We start from the raw sequence: 15490 nt of genomic DNA on the forward strand, positions 1-15490 counted from the left end.
ATGGACAGGTCTCGGTGTGACCGGTGGTCAGGAGCGCGACGCGGTCCTGCACCCGCCGTCCGGGCTCGCTGTCCCGCCGGACATCGACGTGCTGCGGTTGTACGGGTCGACGGTCTCGCCGTCGGGCGAACCGCCGTCCGACCCCCGGGTACCGAACTCCGGGGTGAAGTAGCCGGTGTGGGTGTCGCAGCCGCCGTTGGTCATGTCGACCTTGTACGAGACGAGGGAGAGGGTGCCCGGCTCGGTGATGATCTTCGAGGGGTCGTCCCAGTTCACCACGACCTCGCGCCGCGCGATCGTGCGCACGACCTCGTCGCCGCCGGCCCCGGCCCGTACGACCGGGTAGACGTAGGTGACGTCGGTGGTCACCTGAAGCGCGCCGCGATCGCCCTCCCGGAACGTCATCCGGCCCCGGGTCTTGACGATGTCGCCGGCCAGGCGCGCGTACGAGGTGTCGAAGCGGCTGAAGAGGAGGAGCGGGTCGTTCTCCTCCGTCGGCGTGCCGAACGCGGCGGCCAGATAGTCCTTGACGTCCTTCTGGTGCGGGTTGATCAGGGCGATCGCCTGGGTGGGACGCCCACCGCGCAGCACGGCCGGGTCCAGACTGGTCGCGACGAGGAAGTCGCGCGTCTGCCGGAGCGCCTTCTCCACCTGTGCCTTGCTCATCCAACCGGTCGCCCGTGCGTCGGGGACGGTGATCCCGGCCGTGCCGTCCGCCCAGCGCACGGCGGGCGAGCCTCGGAACGGTTCGGCGGGCGTGGGGCGGCGGGCCGGTTCCACGGGCGGCGCGTCGGTCGGACGCCCCGACTCCTGGGCGAGCGGCGGTCCGGACGCCGCGCCCCCGCCGGAGGCGCCGATCATGTTCCACGGGTCGAGCGCCACGACCAGCAGCGCCGCGGCGGCGAGCAGCCCGACCAGGTACCGGCCCTTCCTGCGCCGGGCCGGGGCGGCGGGCGTGTACGTACGCCAACCGTCGTTTCCCGCAGGCTCGTTGCGCAGCCGGTCCGTCACGACCCGCGCCCGCGCGGACGGCTCCTTGGGCGCGTCCGCGACGCCTTCCACGGAATCCCGCAGGAACTGTTCCCACACGTCGTCCGGCACCGACGAATCGCCCCGGTCCCCACCCGTATTCACACCGCGCTCCTCGTATCGCACACGCCCGAATGGGCGGCCCACCCCCGGGGCAACCGCATGATCCCATCCCGGACTTCGGGGTGTTGAGGCAGGTCAGGCCGTCCACGGCGCTCGGCCGGGCGCCCCTGGGATGAGGGCGACGGGGCGGGGCAAGGGCGGGGGCTCAGCTTGTCCGAGGAGTCCAGTCGCCCAGCCAGTGGAGCGTGTCCTGGGTGGCCGCCTCCGTGGGGGTCAGGTGGGGGCGGTCCGGGTGGGCCGGGCCCGAACCCGGGCCCGTGTTGCGGTATTCAGCGAAGCGGTCCGCCTTCCAGGAGAAGCCGCTCATGTCCGTCCAGGGCGTGGGCTTCACCGCGGCGCTCAGGACGCTGTCGCGGACCGTCGTCTGGGGCGAGAGCGTCGCGTCTCCGCCCGCGTGCCAGGGGCGTCCGAGGAAGAAGCCGCCCGCGGCGACGTCACCGTTCACCGTGGAGCGGGTGATCAGGAAGCCCTTGCGCCCGGCCGGGGTGCTCGGGGCCGTCACGTACCCCGCCGACGTGCCGTCCCAGCGCTTCTTCAGGGTGAGGACCGACCTGTCGATCACCGCCGTGGCCCGCCCGAAGACGAAGTCGACGTTGCCGATCACGTAGGAGTGGGTGACGTACACCCGGCCGGGCCTTTCCTTCGCGGCGGTGTCGAGCAGGAGGGTGTCCTGGTCGCCGGTGACGATGACGCCGTCGAGGAGGATCCGGTCGGCGGCCGTGCGGAGGGCCACGGCCTGATGCCCGTTCAGGTCGCGGTTCGCGGCCTCGTCGAAGTCGTTCGAGATGGTGAGGTTCCGCGCCTGGAAGTCGTCGGCCTCGACCGCGACGGTGGCGCTGCCGCTCGTCCCGTACGTTCCCGAGCCGTCCGGCCTGGTCATGCCGGAGGCGTGGCCCTCGACGAGGACGGTGTCCTTGCGGCTGCCGCCCGTGCCCTCGATCGTGACCTGCGGCTTGTTCGAGGGGACCTTGACCGTCTCCCGGTAGACCCCGGGCGCCACCCGGATCACGACGCGCGAGCTGTTGCCCGCCGGAACCGCGTCGACGGCCTTCTGCACGCTGGTGAAGCGGCCGCTGCCGTCCTTCGCCACGGTGAGGACGGTCGGCGCCGCGGCCGGCGCCGCGCTCGGCGTACCCCCCGCGCTCGCCGTGCTCGCCGTGCCGATCGTCGGCCGCGGGCCCGCCCCCGACCTGAGCAGCGCCGGTACCTTCGCGGTCGGATCGAGCGTGTACGGGTAGAAGGTCCTCGGGTCGAACGCCGTACCGCCGCTCTCGTTGCGGCCCGTCGTACCCGAGAAGACGTTTCCGCGCTGCACCAGCGCCGCCGTACCGTCCTTGACGACGGGGTTGTTCACGCCCTGGAAGACGCTGTTCTCCAGGACCATCCTCGTCTTCCCCCGCGCGTAGTTCCCGTACGACGACGTGATGTTCGTGCCCGGGTCGTCCTGGAGGAGGTTGTTGTAGAGGTGCGCGTGGGCGACGTTGTCGGTGGACGGGTTGCGCTGTTCCGTCTCGCGGAACCAGTTGTGGTGGATGGTCAGGTCGGCCGTGACGTTCTCCGTCCAGCCGATGCCGAAGGTCTTGTTGTTGGTGCCGAGCCTGTTCCAGGAGACGGTGACGTACGTCGTGTCCTTGCGGCTGTCGATGAGCCCGTCGGCCATGTGCCGCAGGTCGTTGTGGTCGATCCACACGTGGTGCGCGCCGTCCATCTGGACGGCGTCGAAGTCGTGTTCCTTGTCGTTCCAGATCCCCTGGTACGCGTCCCGGATCGTCAGGTTCCGGATGATGACGTTGTGCACGCCCTGCCCGAGGAAGAAGCCTCCTCCGACGATGTGGCCGGACGTCCCCGAGCCGACGATGGTCTTGTCGGAGGCGACCTTGATCTCCTTGCCCGTGGGGTTCACCGTGATCGTCCCGGCCACGACGATGACGTACGGCTCAGGGGCGGTCGCGTACTTCTCCAGGTCGGCGAGGGTCCGCACCGTGACCGTCCTGCCGTCCCGCCCGCCGTACGTGCCCTGCTGCCCCAGCGCGTCGACCGAGGCGAAACCGTCGGCGACGGCACGGGCCCAGACGGGCGCCTCAGCCGCCGGCGCTGTCGACGCGGGGGCCGCCCCGGCCTTCGCCGCCCCGGCCTTCGCTGCCCCTGCCTTCGCCTCCACGGCCGCCGCCCCGGCCCGCGCGTCCGCGCCGAACACGCCGAAGGCCGTGCCGTAGGCAAGCACCCCCGCCGCGGTGAGCACCGCCGGGACACCGATCACCAGCGCCTTGCCGCGTCTGCGGTGCCTCGCCCTGCCGCGCACCTCGGTCATGTCGTACGTCCTTCCGTGTGGGGGCGCCCGCCGGGAAGGGCGGGCACCCGGTAGTCGCCACGGGAAGGGGAAAGGTTGCCGCCGCTCGCGCGATCGGGGCACTCGGGGCACGGTTCAGATGGTGGGGGCGGGCCAGGGGACGTCCGTCTCGACGGCGACCGTGTAGTCGACTCCGGGGACGGAGAAGCCGTAGAGGCGGCGGACTTCGTCGCTGAACCAGTCGAGGTCGGCGAGTCCGGTGATGGTGTCGCTGGTGGCGCTGCTCCAGCGTTCGGAGACCGCGTTCTGCACGGCGGGGTCGAGTTCCCAGGTGTCGAGGCGGACCCGGTCCTCGTCGTCGAGGTCGAGGGGGCGGGCGCCGGTCAGCTGGTCCCACAGCTCCACCAGTTGACCGATCGGGGCCGTCATGGCGTCGCCGAGGACGCCGCGCAGCAGCCCGACGTACAGGGCGATCCCCGGGATGGCGGTGGAGGACTGGGTGACGGCGGCGGCGTTGACCGAGGTCACGGCCCGACCGCCCAGGGTCTTGCCCAGGCGCTCGTCCAGCGTGCGTGCGGTGGCTTCCAGATGGGCCTTCGCGGCGCCGATGGTGCCCTGCCGATAGATCGCCGCGGTGAGCGGCGAACCGATGTAGGACAGGGCCGCGGTCGCGAAGCCGTCGGCGAGCAGGGACCGGTCGGCCAGGAAGGTGATCCATCGTTCCCAGTCGGCGCCGCCCATCACCGCCACGGTCTGCTCGATGTCATCGCCCTCGGCCGGCGCCGTGGTGACGTCCTTGACCTCCGGGGCGCCGTGCTCGTCGAAGACGAGGGTCTTGGTGGTGTGGGGCGAGCCGACCGGCTTCAGGACCGAGGAGTACACGTCGCCGCTGTCCGGGTCGGTGCGACGAGGCGCGGCCACCGAGTAGATCAGGTAGTCGAGTCGTCCCCCGAAGCGCTCGGTCAGCAGGTCGGCGACCTGCTCCTTCATCGTGTCGCCGAACGCGTCACCGTTGAGGAAGACCATGTCCCGCCCGTGCTCCCGGGCGAGCCGCGCGGTGGCGGCGGTGCGATACCAGCCGGCCGTGCCGGTGCGGCGCGCGGGCGCCTTCTCGAAGCACACGCCGATCCCACGGATACCGACCCGGGCCAGGCCCGCGATCGTCGCGGCCAGGCCGTACCCGGCGGACGAGCCGATGACCAGAGCCACCGGCCCTTCGCCTCCTGCGGCGGCCGGGGCCGGGACTGCCTGCCACATCTCGTCCACCAGCTGCCGGCAGCCGTCGGGGTGGGAGTCGAGGAACAGGAAGCCCCGGTTCTTGGGCGTGATGACGCGTTCGCTCACGTGTGGTGTCCCAGGTGTCGATACGGACGAGGCCGCGGCAGCGGCCTCGTCCTGCAAGTCTGCGGTCGTGCGGACGAGCATGGTGATCTTGACCTGGCACAACGATGCGCGGCCCGCCTTGGAGGGTTTCCACTGGCTCTGGCAGGCCGGCAACGCCCGGGGGCCGAGAGACGTGGACCGGCGATGTCGGCCGCCGACTGCCGAAGTCTCGGGCCCCTGTCGGATCAGGCGTACGGGTCGAAGGGGATGCCGGCCGGCTTGGCCTTGGCCAGGTGGGGAGCGAAGTTGCCGTCCTTCAGGCCGAACACCGCGCTGCCGAAGTTGGCCTGGCTGAGCTTGTCGCGCAGGCCGGCCGGGTAGCCGTTCCAGCCGACCAGGCTCGGGAACTGCCAGGTGTGCTGGTGGTTCTCCGGCGGCTCGTCGTTGGAGTTGGCGGGGCGGAAGCAGTGCGTGCTGATGCCGTCCTTGTGGTAGACGACCTTCGGGTGGGTGCCGTCCCAGCGGATCGCGTCCCGGCCGTAGGTGTTGAAGTTGCCGTGGGCGGACGTGGAGACGTACTGCGCCTGGTTGTTCTGGACCCAGACCACGACGTGTTCCCAGTCGTGGCGGTGTCCCCCGAGGCCGCTGCCGATGACGGCCTGGTCCTTCTCGAAGTACAGGCCGTAGAGGATCGCGCACCAGCCGTTGTTGCACTTCGCGCGGGAGTAGCCGTTGGTCTGGGTGAGGTCCCAGGAGTCGCGGCACTGGCCGTTGAGGGCGCCGGACGGGTTGAGCCCGCCGTTGACGGTGCCGTCGGGTCCGATCGCGGCGGTGGAGTAGCAACCGTCCGTGTCGTAGTCGTAGGCCGGCTGGAAGGTCTGCTCCAGGCCGTCGGCGTTGGCAGGGAGCGGGGGAGGCGGTGCGGCGAACGCGCTGCTGGGCAGGGCGATGATCATCGTGAGGGCGGCGGCGAGGGCGAGCGCGCCCCTGGTGGCGTACACCTGTGTCTTCACTGTGTCCCCTGGGTCGGGCGGCATGATTCGACAGGCGACATCTTGGCATGAACAGTTCACCCCGATGGGGTTCGATCATGAACTCGGCGCATCGCGGCCCTGACCGGTCACCCAACTCGGGCCGGCACACGCTCAACTCGGGCCGGTGCACGCCCTCCAGGGCGCAGGCGTAGCGCGTGAGCGAACGACGCCACCCGTCCCCCGCGAGCCGCCGCTCGACGCAGGCGACAGGACCGGCGACGAGTTCCTCGGCGTCACGTGGCACCGGGGTGCGCTCCCCCGCCCCTTGGGGCTCTGCGACACAATTGAGTAGACGAGACGTCTCGTCTCATCTAGAGTGGTCGTCATGACCTCCACCGCGTCTCCCGCACACATCGCCATGTTCTCCATCGCCGCGCACGGCCACGTGAACCCGAGCCTGGAGGTGATCCGCGAGCTCGTCGCGCGTGGCCACCGCGTCAGCTACGCCGTCCCCGCGTCCTTCGCCCAGAAGGTCGCGGAGACGGGGGCCACACCCGTCGTCTACACCTCGACCCTGCCGACCGACGACGACCCGGACGCCTGGGGAACGGAACTGATCGACAACCTCGAACCCTTCCTGAGCGATGCCGTGCAGGCGCTGCCCCAGCTCGCCGAGGCCTTCGAAGGGGACCGGCCGGACCTCGTCCTCCACGACATCACCGCCTACCCGGCCCGTGTCCTCGCCCACGGCTGGGGAGTACCGGCGCTCTCGCTGTGGCCGAACCTCGTGCCGTGGGAGGGGTACGAGGAGGAGGTCGCCGAGCCGATGTTCGCCGAGCTCAAGGCCTCACCGCGCGGCAAGGCGTACTACGCGCGGTTCGCGGCCTGGCTCGCCGAGCACGGGCTCGACACCGACCCGGACAGGTTCGTCGCCCGCCCGCGCCGCGCGCTCGTCCTCATCCCGAAGGCGCTGCAGCCGCAGGCCGACCGGGTCGACGAGTCCGTCTACACCTTCGTCGGCGCCTGTCAGGGCGAGCGCGCCGACCAGGGCGGCTGGGAGCGGCCGGCGGACGCGGAGAAGGTGGTCCTGGTCTCCCTCGGCTCCGCGTTCACCAAGCTGCCCGGGTTCTACCGGGACTGCGTGGAGGCGTTCGCCGGGCTTCCCGGCTGGCATGTCGTCCTCCAGATCGGCAAGTTCGTCGACCCCGCCGAGCTCGGCGATGTGCCGGCCAACGTGGAAGTGCGCTCCTGGGTACCGCAGTTGGCGATCCTGCGGCAGGCCGACGCCTTCGTGACCCACGCGGGCGCGGGAGGCAGCCAGGAGGGACTGGCCACGGCCACGCCCATGGTGGCCGTTCCGCAGGCCGTCGACCAGTTCGGGAACGCCGACATGCTCCAGGCGCTGGGCGTGGCGCGGCACCTGCCGATGGACGAGGTCACCCCGGAGCGGCTGCGGAAGGACATGCTCGCGCTCCTCGACGATCCCGAAGTGGCCCGCCGCGCCCGGGAGATCCAGGAGTCGATGGCCCGCGAGGGCGGCACCCGCCGTGCCGCCGACCTGATCGAGGCGGAGCTCGCGGGGGCGTGACCGGGCGGCGACCCGTCAGCCCTCGTACGGGGAGGCCGTACGAGGGCTCCGTACGGAGAGGCCGTACGGTGCGGGTGACGGGTCGCCGCCTCCGCCGGAGGAACTCCGGGCGCGCCGCTCGGTCCGCCCGGGTCAGACCACCGCCCCCGAGCGGTCCCGGTCCGCGCCGGCACCGCCCGCCCGCTGCCGAGTGCCGGAGCCGGAAGGGCCGCCCGATGCGCCGGTCGCGGCCGGCGCCGGGTTCCTGGCCTCCAGGGCTACGGCCAACGGCATCGCCGTGAACACCGTGGACGCCATGCCGAGCACGACCCCGGCGAGCAGCGCGACGGAGAAGTCCGTGAGCGAGTCGCCGCCCAGGGCGGCGAGCGCCACCAGGACGAAGAGCGCGCCCATACCGGTGTTGACCGTACGGGGCAGGGTCTGTGCGACGGCCCGGTCGGCGAGGTCCGCGAGCGGAACGCCCCCGCCTCGCCGCCGCAGCTCCCGCAGCCGGTCGAGGACGACCACGGAGTCGTTGACCGAGTAGCCGACGACCGTCAGGAGCGCGGCGAGGAAGACGCTGTCCACCGGCTTGCCGAGCCAGGCGAACAGGCCGATCACGAGCAGCACGTCCTGGGTCATGGCGGCCACCGCCGCCGTCGCGTACGTCCAGCGGAACCGTACGGTCAGATAGAGGAGTTGGGCCGCGACCGCCAGTCCGAGCGCGAGCAGGGCGTGGGTGCGCAGCTCGCCGCCCAGGCTGGGGCCGATCAGGTCGTCGCGCTCCACCTCCACCGGGCCCGCGACCCGGGTGAGCGCCTCCCGGATCTCCCGCTGTTCGCCGTCCCCGCTCTCCCGGACGCGTACCGACACGTCGCTGTCGCCAGTCGTCTGGACGACGGCGTCGGGGAAGCCCGCCGTCGCGATCGCCGCGCGCGCCGCGTCCGCGTCGACGGGTCGCTCGGCCGTGTACTGGACGACCCGGCCGCCGGTGAACTCGACACCGAACTCCACGCCCCGGACGCCGATTCCGGCGAGGGCCACCATCAGGAGTCCGGCGCAGGAGAGCAGCCAGCGGCGCCGGTGGGCCATCAGGCGCGGCACCCGGCGGGTCAGCCGGGTGCGCAGCCGGCCGAGTCCCGCCATGCCGGTGACCGCCGGCCGTCGGCGCACGGCGGGGAGGCGCAGGGCGAGGTCGGCGAGGAGGCGGGTGATCACCATCGCGGTGAGGAGGGAGGTCACGACGCCGATCGCGAGGGTCACGCCGAAGCCCTTGACGGGGCCGGTGGCGAAGACGAACAGCAGGCCCGCCGCGAGCAGGGTGGTGACGTGCGAGTCCGCGACCGCGCTCCACACCTTGCCGAAGGCCGTCGTCAGCGGCCGCCGCAGATCGAGCCCGGTCGTGGCCCGGCCCAGTGCCGCGTATTCCTCCCTCGCGCGTTCGAAGACGAGGACGTTCGCGTCGACGGCGATGCCGATGGCCAGGACGAATCCGGCGAGGCCGGGGAGGGTGAGCGTGGCGCCGAGGGCGACCACGGCGGCGTACGAGATCAGTCCGTAGAGGAGGAGCGCGGCGGTCGCGAGAACGCCGAGGAGCCGGTAGATCACCATCACGAAGACCCCGGTGCAGGCGAGGCCGATCACCGCGGCCCAGGCGCTGGCCCGGATCGCCTCGGCGCCGAGCGTCGGGCCCACGGTGCTCTGCTCGATCGTCGTGACGGGAACCGGCAGGGCGCCGCCCTGGACGAGGGCCGCGAGGTCGCGGGCGTCCTGCGCGGAGAAGCCGCCGGTGATCTGCGCGGAGCCGCCGCCGATGCCCGAGCCGCACGGGACGCCGGTCTGCATGGCGGGGGCGGAGACGATGCGGTCGTCGAGGACGATCGCGACCCTGCGGGCCGGGTCTCCGGGCGCCGCGCAGGCGGCGGCGCCGGTCAGCCGGGCCCAGGTGTCGGCGGCGCGGTCGCGGAAGGAGAGGTCGACCGTCCAGCCACGGCCGCTCGTGGTGTCGAGCACGGCCTCGGCGCTCTTGACGCCGTCGCCGGTGAGTACGGGTGCGGCGAGGCCGAGGAAGCGGCCGGGCGCGTCGGGGTCGGCGAGGACGCGAGGCGTCCCGCTCTTCGCGACCGTTCCGGCCTGCCCACCCGACCCGCTCGAACCGTCCGACGCAGCCGGTCCGGCCGGGCGCTGCGCCTCGCCCGTGACGGCGTGGAAGGTGAGCTGGGCCGTACGGCCGATGACCTCGGCGGCCTGACGCGGGTCGCGGAGTCCCGGGAGTTCGACGACGATGCGGCGTTCGCCGGAGCGGGCGAGCGAGGGTTCGGCGACGCCGAGCCCGTCGACGCGCTTGCGGAGCACCTCCAGGGCGCGGTCGGTGGCCGCGGCGTCGGCGCGGGCGGTGGGCCCGTGCTCGGTCTGGAGGACGATACGGGTCCCGCCGCGGAGGTCGAGTCCGAGGCGGGGCGGGGTGGTCAGGGTGATCCAGAGGGACAGTGCGACGACGGCGAGCGCGAGCAGCGCACGCCAGAAGGCGGAACGAGAGGACACGGTTGCTCCACGGGCGGCGCACGGCGACGGCGCGCGTCCACGCGGAGGGTGGGAGCGCGCGCCGGCCGTGCCGGACGTACGGATGGATACGCGTCGTGGACCGGTCCGAGGGCATGCCGATGGCCCGGACGGCGACGCGGGAAGACGTCAGCTGTGCCGGGTGGAGGGAGGGCCGCGAGGGGCCCGCGGGTCGTGGGCCGTGCCGGGCGGTGCGCGCTCCCGGCGGGGGTCGCCGGCGAGGACGCCGCGCGCCGGGAGGGAGAGGTCGACGGGAACGGCGACCGTGCCCGCGGGCGTGACCGGGATCCGTACGGGGTTCTCGACGGCGGCGGGGAGCCGTACGACGGCGGTGGGCGCGAAGTGCGGCTCGGGAGCCGCGGCGCGGGGTCCGGCGCCGTGGGACGCGGCGGGCGCCACGGTCCTGGTCGGAGCCGGGCCGGCCGCGGCCGTGTGGTCCGTCGGCTGCGCCGTCGACGCGGGCAGGACGAGGAGGGACCAGACCGCGCAGAGCATCGCGGGCAGGAGGGCCATGAGCTGTCGCGTCGAACGTCCCACCGTCGTCCCCCCTCTCCCGCTGATCCCTGTCCCCGGTCCCGGCGTCCCCGGTCCCGGCGTCCCCAGTCTGGTGTCCCCGGTCCGGCGTCCCCGGTCCGGCGTCCCCGGTCCGGCGTCCACCATCCCGGCCGTCGAGCCATCAGCGTAGACCGCCCCGCGAGACTACCCGCCACCGCGCCCCGCATTCATGACCTTTGGGTACGGGAGCTGAGTACGCGTGCTCATGTGAGGGGACGCCCGGTCTCGCACGATGAGTGGGTCAGCGCCTCGTCCTCGGAGCCAGGGGGCCCTTCGTGCTCAGCCGTCTCGCCGCCCGCGTCGTCCCGTTCTTCGGGCGACTGACCGTCACCGCCGATCCCGGGGCACGCCTCGAACCCGGCAGCATCCTCGTCGTGAACCACACCTCGACGGCCGACCCGGCACTCGTCCTCGCCGCGCTCCGCCAACGGCTCGCCGTCGAGCCGGTGCTGCTCGCCACCGCGGGGCTGTGGCGGATCCCCCTGCTCGGCCGGGCCTTGACCCGCGAGGGGCATGTGCCCGTCCACCGCGGCTCGGCCCGCGCTGCCGCCGCCCTCGACCACGCGGCGGTGGCCCTCGCCTCGGGGCGGCACGTGATGCTGTACGCGGAGGGCCGCATCCCGACGCGTCCGGACTCCGCCGAGAACCCGCCGGAGGCGTTCCGTACGGGGCTCGCGCGGCTCGCCGAGGCCACCGGGCGGCCGGTCGTGCCGATCGGTCAGGCGGGCGCCCGCCGGATCACCTCGGGCGGGCGCGTGAAGCAGATCGCCGGGGTGCTCACCGCGCCGGTCCGGAGGCCGTGTCTGCATGTCCACATCGGGGCGCCGCTGCGGCTGCCCGCCGATGTGACCGCCGCGACGGAGCTGGCCCACGGCGCCGTCACGGCGGCGTGGCGGACGGCGGCGGGGGCGCTCGGCGAACCGGCGGCGACGGCGGACCGACGGCTCTGATCGGGGGCGCTGGGCCCGGCGGAGGGACCGGCGGAGGGCCGGCGGAGGGACCGGCGGAGGACCGGCGTTCACCCCCGGGTCCCCCGAGAGTGGTCCCGAGGACTCCCGCTGTTACCGATCAGCGCTCTACCATGCGGTTGGTTGTGCGTGAGCACGCACAACGGGCGTCAGGGGGAGGCGCGATGGCGGTACGACCCGTACGACAGGTACGAGCGCAGGACCGGATACCGGACGGGATACCGGGCCGGGTCCCGCGGGATCTGCCCGGTGGGGTGGAGCTGTACCACCTGAGGCCCGACGGCGGCATTCTGCTCGCCGACCGGGAAGGCAGCCGGGAGCTCGGACCGGAGCGGGAGTTCCTGCGGTTCATCGACGACGGGCAGTTCGCCCACTATCTGGTCGGGGACGCGGGGACCTCGCCCGAGCGGCCGTCGAACGCCACCGTCAAACTCGGGGTCGTGGGCCCGCGCAGCGCCTTCACCCCGCACGCGCACGGCGGCGAACACTTCGTCCTCAGCCTCGGTCATGCCTCCTGCGGGCTGTACGACGAGGTCCGCGGGCGCGTCACCGACGTCCCGCTCGCACCGGGCATGCTGATCCGGATCCCGGAGATGATGCCGCACTCCTTCGCCAACCGCGGCGACGCCCCGCTGACGATCCTCGCCGCGAACACCGGCTACGGGATCGACCACGAGGACTACGCGATCACCGCGGCCGAGGCCGAGCGGCGGGCCCAGTCCCCCGGCGGCTCCCCCGCCGGCGGCCGGACCGCCGTGGCCGCCGAACCCGTCACGGACTACCGGGCCCTGGCCGCCGAGCTCCGGGACATCGAGCGCGCCCAGCGGGTCCACGGCATCGCCGCCACCACCGTCCGCGAGCGGCTCGCCGCCCGGCTGCGCCGGGTGGCCGCCGCACTGGAGGTGCCCAGGTGATCTGTCCGCACTGCGAACGCAACCTGCTCCGCAAGGAGCGCACCGGCAACCGCTGCACCCATTGCAATCGCTCCTACGCGCTGGACCCCAAGACCAACCCGCTCCGTCTCAACGACCTCCGGGTACGCCGGATCACCGCCGCCCTCACCGACGGGGGCCGGATCGGGATCGTCCCCGACCAGCTCTGGTACGCCCTCTCCCGCAAGCGCCTCCGGGACAGTGAGTTCGGGCAGGGCTGCATGGGCGGGGCGTTCGTGGTGGCCGGCTTCGTCACCGTCATCGCCTTCTTCGCCGAGGCACCGGTCCTGCTGATCGGCTCCGCCGTTCTGCTGCTCATCGGCCTGGGCATCTCCGTGGCCCGGGCCATGGGCGCGGGCAAAGGCGTCCCGCCGGTCGTGCGGGAGGCCTTCCCCGCGCTGGTGCTCTCCCCGTGGCGTGCGGTGTACGGGGTGCTCCCGCCCGGTGTGCTCGACACCGCGGGCTCCGACGGCGGCACGGCGGACCCGGCGGGTGCGGCCGGCACGACCGGGGTACTGGTCTGCCCCGACCGCGCCGTCGTCGCGTTCCTCGTCGCCGACGGACTGCCCGCCCGCCACGGCCTCGTGGTGGTCCGGAGCACCGCGGAGGCCGCGGCCGTCCTGTCGAAGGGGCCGGTGCTCGTGCTCCACGACGCCGACGCGGACGGCGAACTGCTCGTACGAAGCCTCCGGGACGCCCTGCCGGACCGGACGGTCATCGATGTGGGACCGCCGCTGCGCACCGTACGGGCCCTGCCCCAGGCCGTTCCCTACCGGGACCCGCGGCGGAAGCCCGGCCCGGCGGACATGCGGATCCTCACCGCACTGGGGACGTACACGTCCGAGGAGCTGAAGTGGCTCGGGCAGGGCTGGCGGTTCCCGCTCGTCGGACTGCCGCCGGCCCGGCTGCTCGCGGTCGTCGACCGGGTCGCCGGGCAGGTCGCACACGGGGTCGACCCCGACCGGCGGCGCGCGGCGGACCTGGGGTTCCTCACCTGGCCGGAGACGGCAGGACCGGACCCGGTGGGTGGCCGGTGATCTGCCCGCACTGCGCCGCCCAGCTGGCGGCCAGGGAACGGACCAGGCAGACGTGCTCGCGCTGCGAGCGCCGGTTCGCGCTCGACCCGAAGCTCCACGGCCGGGGCATGCACGATCTCCGGATCCGGCGGATCGCCGGGCGCGCCACCGACGACGGACGTCTGAAGGTGACGCTCACCCAGCTCTGGTACCTCTCCCGGGTGTCCACCCACCTCTGGGACGCGAGGCCCGCTCGCGGGATCCGGCCCGGTGTCCGGTGGCTGGTCGCCGTGCCCCTCTCCGTTCTCCTTCTCGTCGTCGGCAATCTCGTCCACGGCGTGGTGGGCGCGATCGGCGTCACCGCCGCGGTCGTCGTCGTGGTGGTGGCGTCGGCCATGCGGTACAGGCCCGCCGGCAAGGCCTGGTGGAACATCACTCCCTCGGAGTCCGCGTTCCGCCAGGCGATGACCGGTCCCTGGCGAACCGTGTACAAGCGGCTGCCACCGGGTGTGGTGGACGACGACCCGCGCACGCCCGCACCCCGTGAGTCCGTCGACGGCCGCCGCGAGGCCGTCATCCTCTGCACCGATCACGCGGTCGCCGTGTTCCTCCGGGTCAACGCCATCCCCGCGAGGCTGAGGGCGCGGCTCGTCGAGGCCGAACCGGCCGCCGCGCACGAGGCGCTGGCGGACGTGCCCGCCGGGCTCCCGGTGGTGGTGCTCCACGACGCGAGCGCCCTGGGGGCACTGCTCGCCCCGCTGCTGCGCCTCGCCCACCCCGGCCGGGTCGTGGTGGACGCCGGCCTCCCGGTCTCGGCGGTCAGGACCCGCCGGGGTGCCGTGCACCGGGTCTCGACCACGTCCACGGTGGACGCGGCGGACCTCCGTTCCGTCGCGGGCCTGGCCGAGGAGGACGCCGCGTGGCTGGCCGGGGGCCGCTGGAGCCCGCTCGCCGCCGTCCCGCCGCCCGTCCTGGAATCGGTCGTCACGGCGGCCGTGGAACGGGCCCTGTCCGCCCGCCCCGCCGAACTCCGCTCCACCGACGGCTTCCTGACCTGGCCGGCCGAGGCGCCGGCGCGGGCCGGCGGCCCGTCCCGTACGAAAGGCGCCACGGCCGGATGAGCCAGCGACACCTCCCGCCTCCGCGCACCGGCCCGACCACCGGGACCGGGCAGCCCGCCGGGCAGCCCGCCGGGGTCAGCCGGGCCGCCAGTGCCGGTCAGGCCGCCCGCACCGGGGGTCGCCCCACCCTCGGGTTCGCCGCCCGCACGACGATCGGGGTGGCCGGCCGGGCGATCACCGCGGCCGCGGCCCGCGCCGGAGCACCCGGCGGGCTGCGCTTCACCGAGCGCCAGCTGTACTACGAGACCTGCCGCGTCCTGAGCCCCGGCTCGACGCTCCTGCGGGGCCGGGTCCCCGGCACCCCTGCCCCGGTCCTGCAGCTGCCCGCGTTCACCCGTGCCCTGGAGGCGCGCGGCCGGGAGACCGTACCGGGGCTGCTTCCGCCGCTGCCCGAGCCGGCCGCGCGGGTGCAGCCGCCCCAGTCGCACGGGCCGTCCGAGCCGTCGGGATCGTCCGAGCCCGACCTCTACGACTACGGGCTGCCCCGGCTGCTGATGTGCCAGGACCGCTCGATCGCCGGGATGCTGCTCGCCAACCACGTCCATCTGGAGGCGGCCTGCCCGGTGTTCGCCGCCGCGGACGCCCTGCCGCTCGACCCGCGGCTGCTCGCCGCCCTGCAGCGGGCCGAGGGCGCCACCGTGTACGTCCTGCACGACGCGAGCCCGGCCGGGCTCGCGTTCCCGGCCCTGGTGCGGGCCGGTCTGGGGGCGGTGCCCGGAGTCCGGGTGGTGTCCCTCGGCCTGGTGCCCCGGCACGCTGCCGCCCTGCGCCTGCCCACCGGCCGGGGCCCCGCTCTCGGTCCCGCCGACCTCGCCGCCCTGCCCGCCGCACTGCGGCCGCGGGAGGCCGCCTGGCTGGCGGAGGGACGGTTCGCCGAGGTGGCGGCCGTGCCCCCGGACCGGCTGTTGCGCACGGTACTGCGTCTCACGCGGGGGCCACGACCGCCTCGCGACTCCCTGTGGAGCGGTCTGCGCGGACTGCGCGGAACCGGCTTCATGACCTGGCCCGCCGCGTGACCCGTCCCGGCGCT

General features: G+C 73.7%; 12 protein-coding genes. 6 read left to right on the forward strand and 6 right to left on the reverse strand.

The genetic code is table 11. The features are described from left to right. Positions 1–27: 27 nt before the first annotated feature. The 4 genes from E0F75_RS02850 to E0F75_RS02865 all read right to left on the reverse strand — a co-directional run bounded on the left by E0F75_RS02850 (position 28) and on the right by E0F75_RS02865 (position 5721). The gene (locus tag E0F75_RS02850) at positions 28–1134 is read right to left on the reverse strand and encodes a hypothetical protein (RefSeq protein WP_187620801.1); all 1107 of its coding nucleotides are present in this window, start codon (positions 1132–1134) and stop codon (positions 28–30) included. A 163-nt stretch (positions 1135–1297) separates the two neighbouring features. Then, positions 1298–3463 (reverse strand): pectinesterase family protein, encoded by a 2166-nt coding sequence (locus tag E0F75_RS02855; protein WP_187620802.1) that lies wholly within the window; start codon positions 3461–3463, stop codon positions 1298–1300. 114 nt (positions 3464–3577) lie between these two features. Beyond that, entirely contained in the window at positions 3578–4786 is a 1209-nt protein-coding gene (gene fabV, locus E0F75_RS02860) for an enoyl-[acyl-carrier-protein] reductase FabV (protein ID WP_187620803.1), read from the reverse strand. Positions 4787–5010: 224 nt separating this feature from the next. After that, positions 5011–5721, reverse strand: coding sequence for an NPP1 family protein (locus tag E0F75_RS02865; RefSeq protein ID WP_229312477.1), 711 nt, complete (start codon positions 5719–5721; stop codon positions 5011–5013). A 403-nt stretch (positions 5722–6124) separates the two neighbouring features. On the opposite strand from E0F75_RS02865, the gene mgt reads away from it, so the two are divergent. Further along, positions 6125–7327, forward strand: a complete 1203-nt coding sequence (mgt, locus tag E0F75_RS02875) for a macrolide-inactivating glycosyltransferase (protein ID WP_229312449.1) — start codon at positions 6125–6127, stop codon at positions 7325–7327. Between the two features lie 132 nt (positions 7328–7459). Here the strand turns inward: mgt and secD are convergent, their stop codons facing one another. Both secD and E0F75_RS02885 read right to left on the reverse strand, forming a co-directional pair. Continuing rightward, on the reverse strand, positions 7460–9850 hold the full coding sequence (gene secD / locus E0F75_RS02880; RefSeq protein ID WP_187620805.1) for a protein translocase subunit SecD: 2391 nt from the start codon (positions 9848–9850) through the stop codon (positions 7460–7462). A gap of 147 nt (positions 9851–9997) precedes the next feature. Continuing rightward, a complete protein-coding gene (locus E0F75_RS02885; protein WP_187620806.1) occupies positions 9998–10405 on the reverse strand; it encodes a hypothetical protein in 408 nt (135 codons plus the stop codon). 293 nt (positions 10406–10698) lie between these two features. Between E0F75_RS02885 and E0F75_RS02890 the strand changes: the two genes are divergently transcribed. The 5 genes from E0F75_RS02890 to E0F75_RS02910 all read left to right on the forward strand — a co-directional run bounded on the left by E0F75_RS02890 (position 10699) and on the right by E0F75_RS02910 (position 15476). Continuing rightward, complete coding sequence (locus tag E0F75_RS02890; RefSeq protein WP_187620807.1) at positions 10699–11373, forward strand: 1-acyl-sn-glycerol-3-phosphate acyltransferase; 675 nt, start codon at positions 10699–10701, stop codon at positions 11371–11373. Positions 11374–11555: 182 nt separating this feature from the next. Next, complete coding sequence (locus E0F75_RS02895) at positions 11556–12305, forward strand: cupin domain-containing protein (RefSeq protein ID WP_187620808.1); 750 nt, start codon at positions 11556–11558, stop codon at positions 12303–12305. Then, positions 12302–13360, forward strand: a complete 1059-nt coding sequence (locus tag E0F75_RS02900) for a hypothetical protein (protein WP_187620809.1) — start codon at positions 12302–12304, stop codon at positions 13358–13360. The genes E0F75_RS02895 and E0F75_RS02900 overlap by 4 nt, the downstream gene beginning before the upstream one ends. Continuing rightward, positions 13357–14460: a hypothetical protein gene (locus E0F75_RS02905; protein WP_187620810.1), complete on the forward strand. Its 1104-nt coding sequence runs from the start codon at positions 13357–13359 to the stop codon at positions 14458–14460. The genes E0F75_RS02900 and E0F75_RS02905 overlap by 4 nt, the downstream gene beginning before the upstream one ends. Continuing rightward, a complete protein-coding gene (locus E0F75_RS02910; RefSeq protein ID WP_187620811.1) occupies positions 14457–15476 on the forward strand; it encodes a hypothetical protein in 1020 nt (339 codons plus the stop codon). Before E0F75_RS02905 ends, E0F75_RS02910 begins: the two co-directional genes overlap by 4 nt. Positions 15477–15490 lie beyond the last annotated feature (14 nt).

Source organism: Streptomyces sp. CB02980 (assembly GCF_014451325.2).
In the GTDB taxonomy this organism is placed as follows: domain Bacteria; phylum Actinomycetota; class Actinomycetes; order Streptomycetales; family Streptomycetaceae; genus Streptomyces.

Coding starts and splice junctions, on each gene's coding strand:
- E0F75_RS02855 (WP_187620802.1), bottom strand. CDS start 3,463: ATGACCGAGGTGCGCGGCAGGGCGAGGCACCGCAGACGCGGCAAGGCG.
- E0F75_RS02865 (WP_229312477.1), bottom strand. CDS start 5,721: ATGATCATCGCCCTGCCCAGCAGCGCGTTCGCCGCACCGCCTCCCCCG.
- mgt (WP_229312449.1), top strand. CDS start 6,125: ATGACCTCCACCGCGTCTCCCGCACACATCGCCATGTTCTCCATCGCC.
- E0F75_RS02895 (WP_187620808.1), top strand. CDS start 11,556: ATGGCGGTACGACCCGTACGACAGGTACGAGCGCAGGACCGGATACCG.
- E0F75_RS02910 (WP_187620811.1), top strand. CDS start 14,457: ATGAGCCAGCGACACCTCCCGCCTCCGCGCACCGGCCCGACCACCGGG.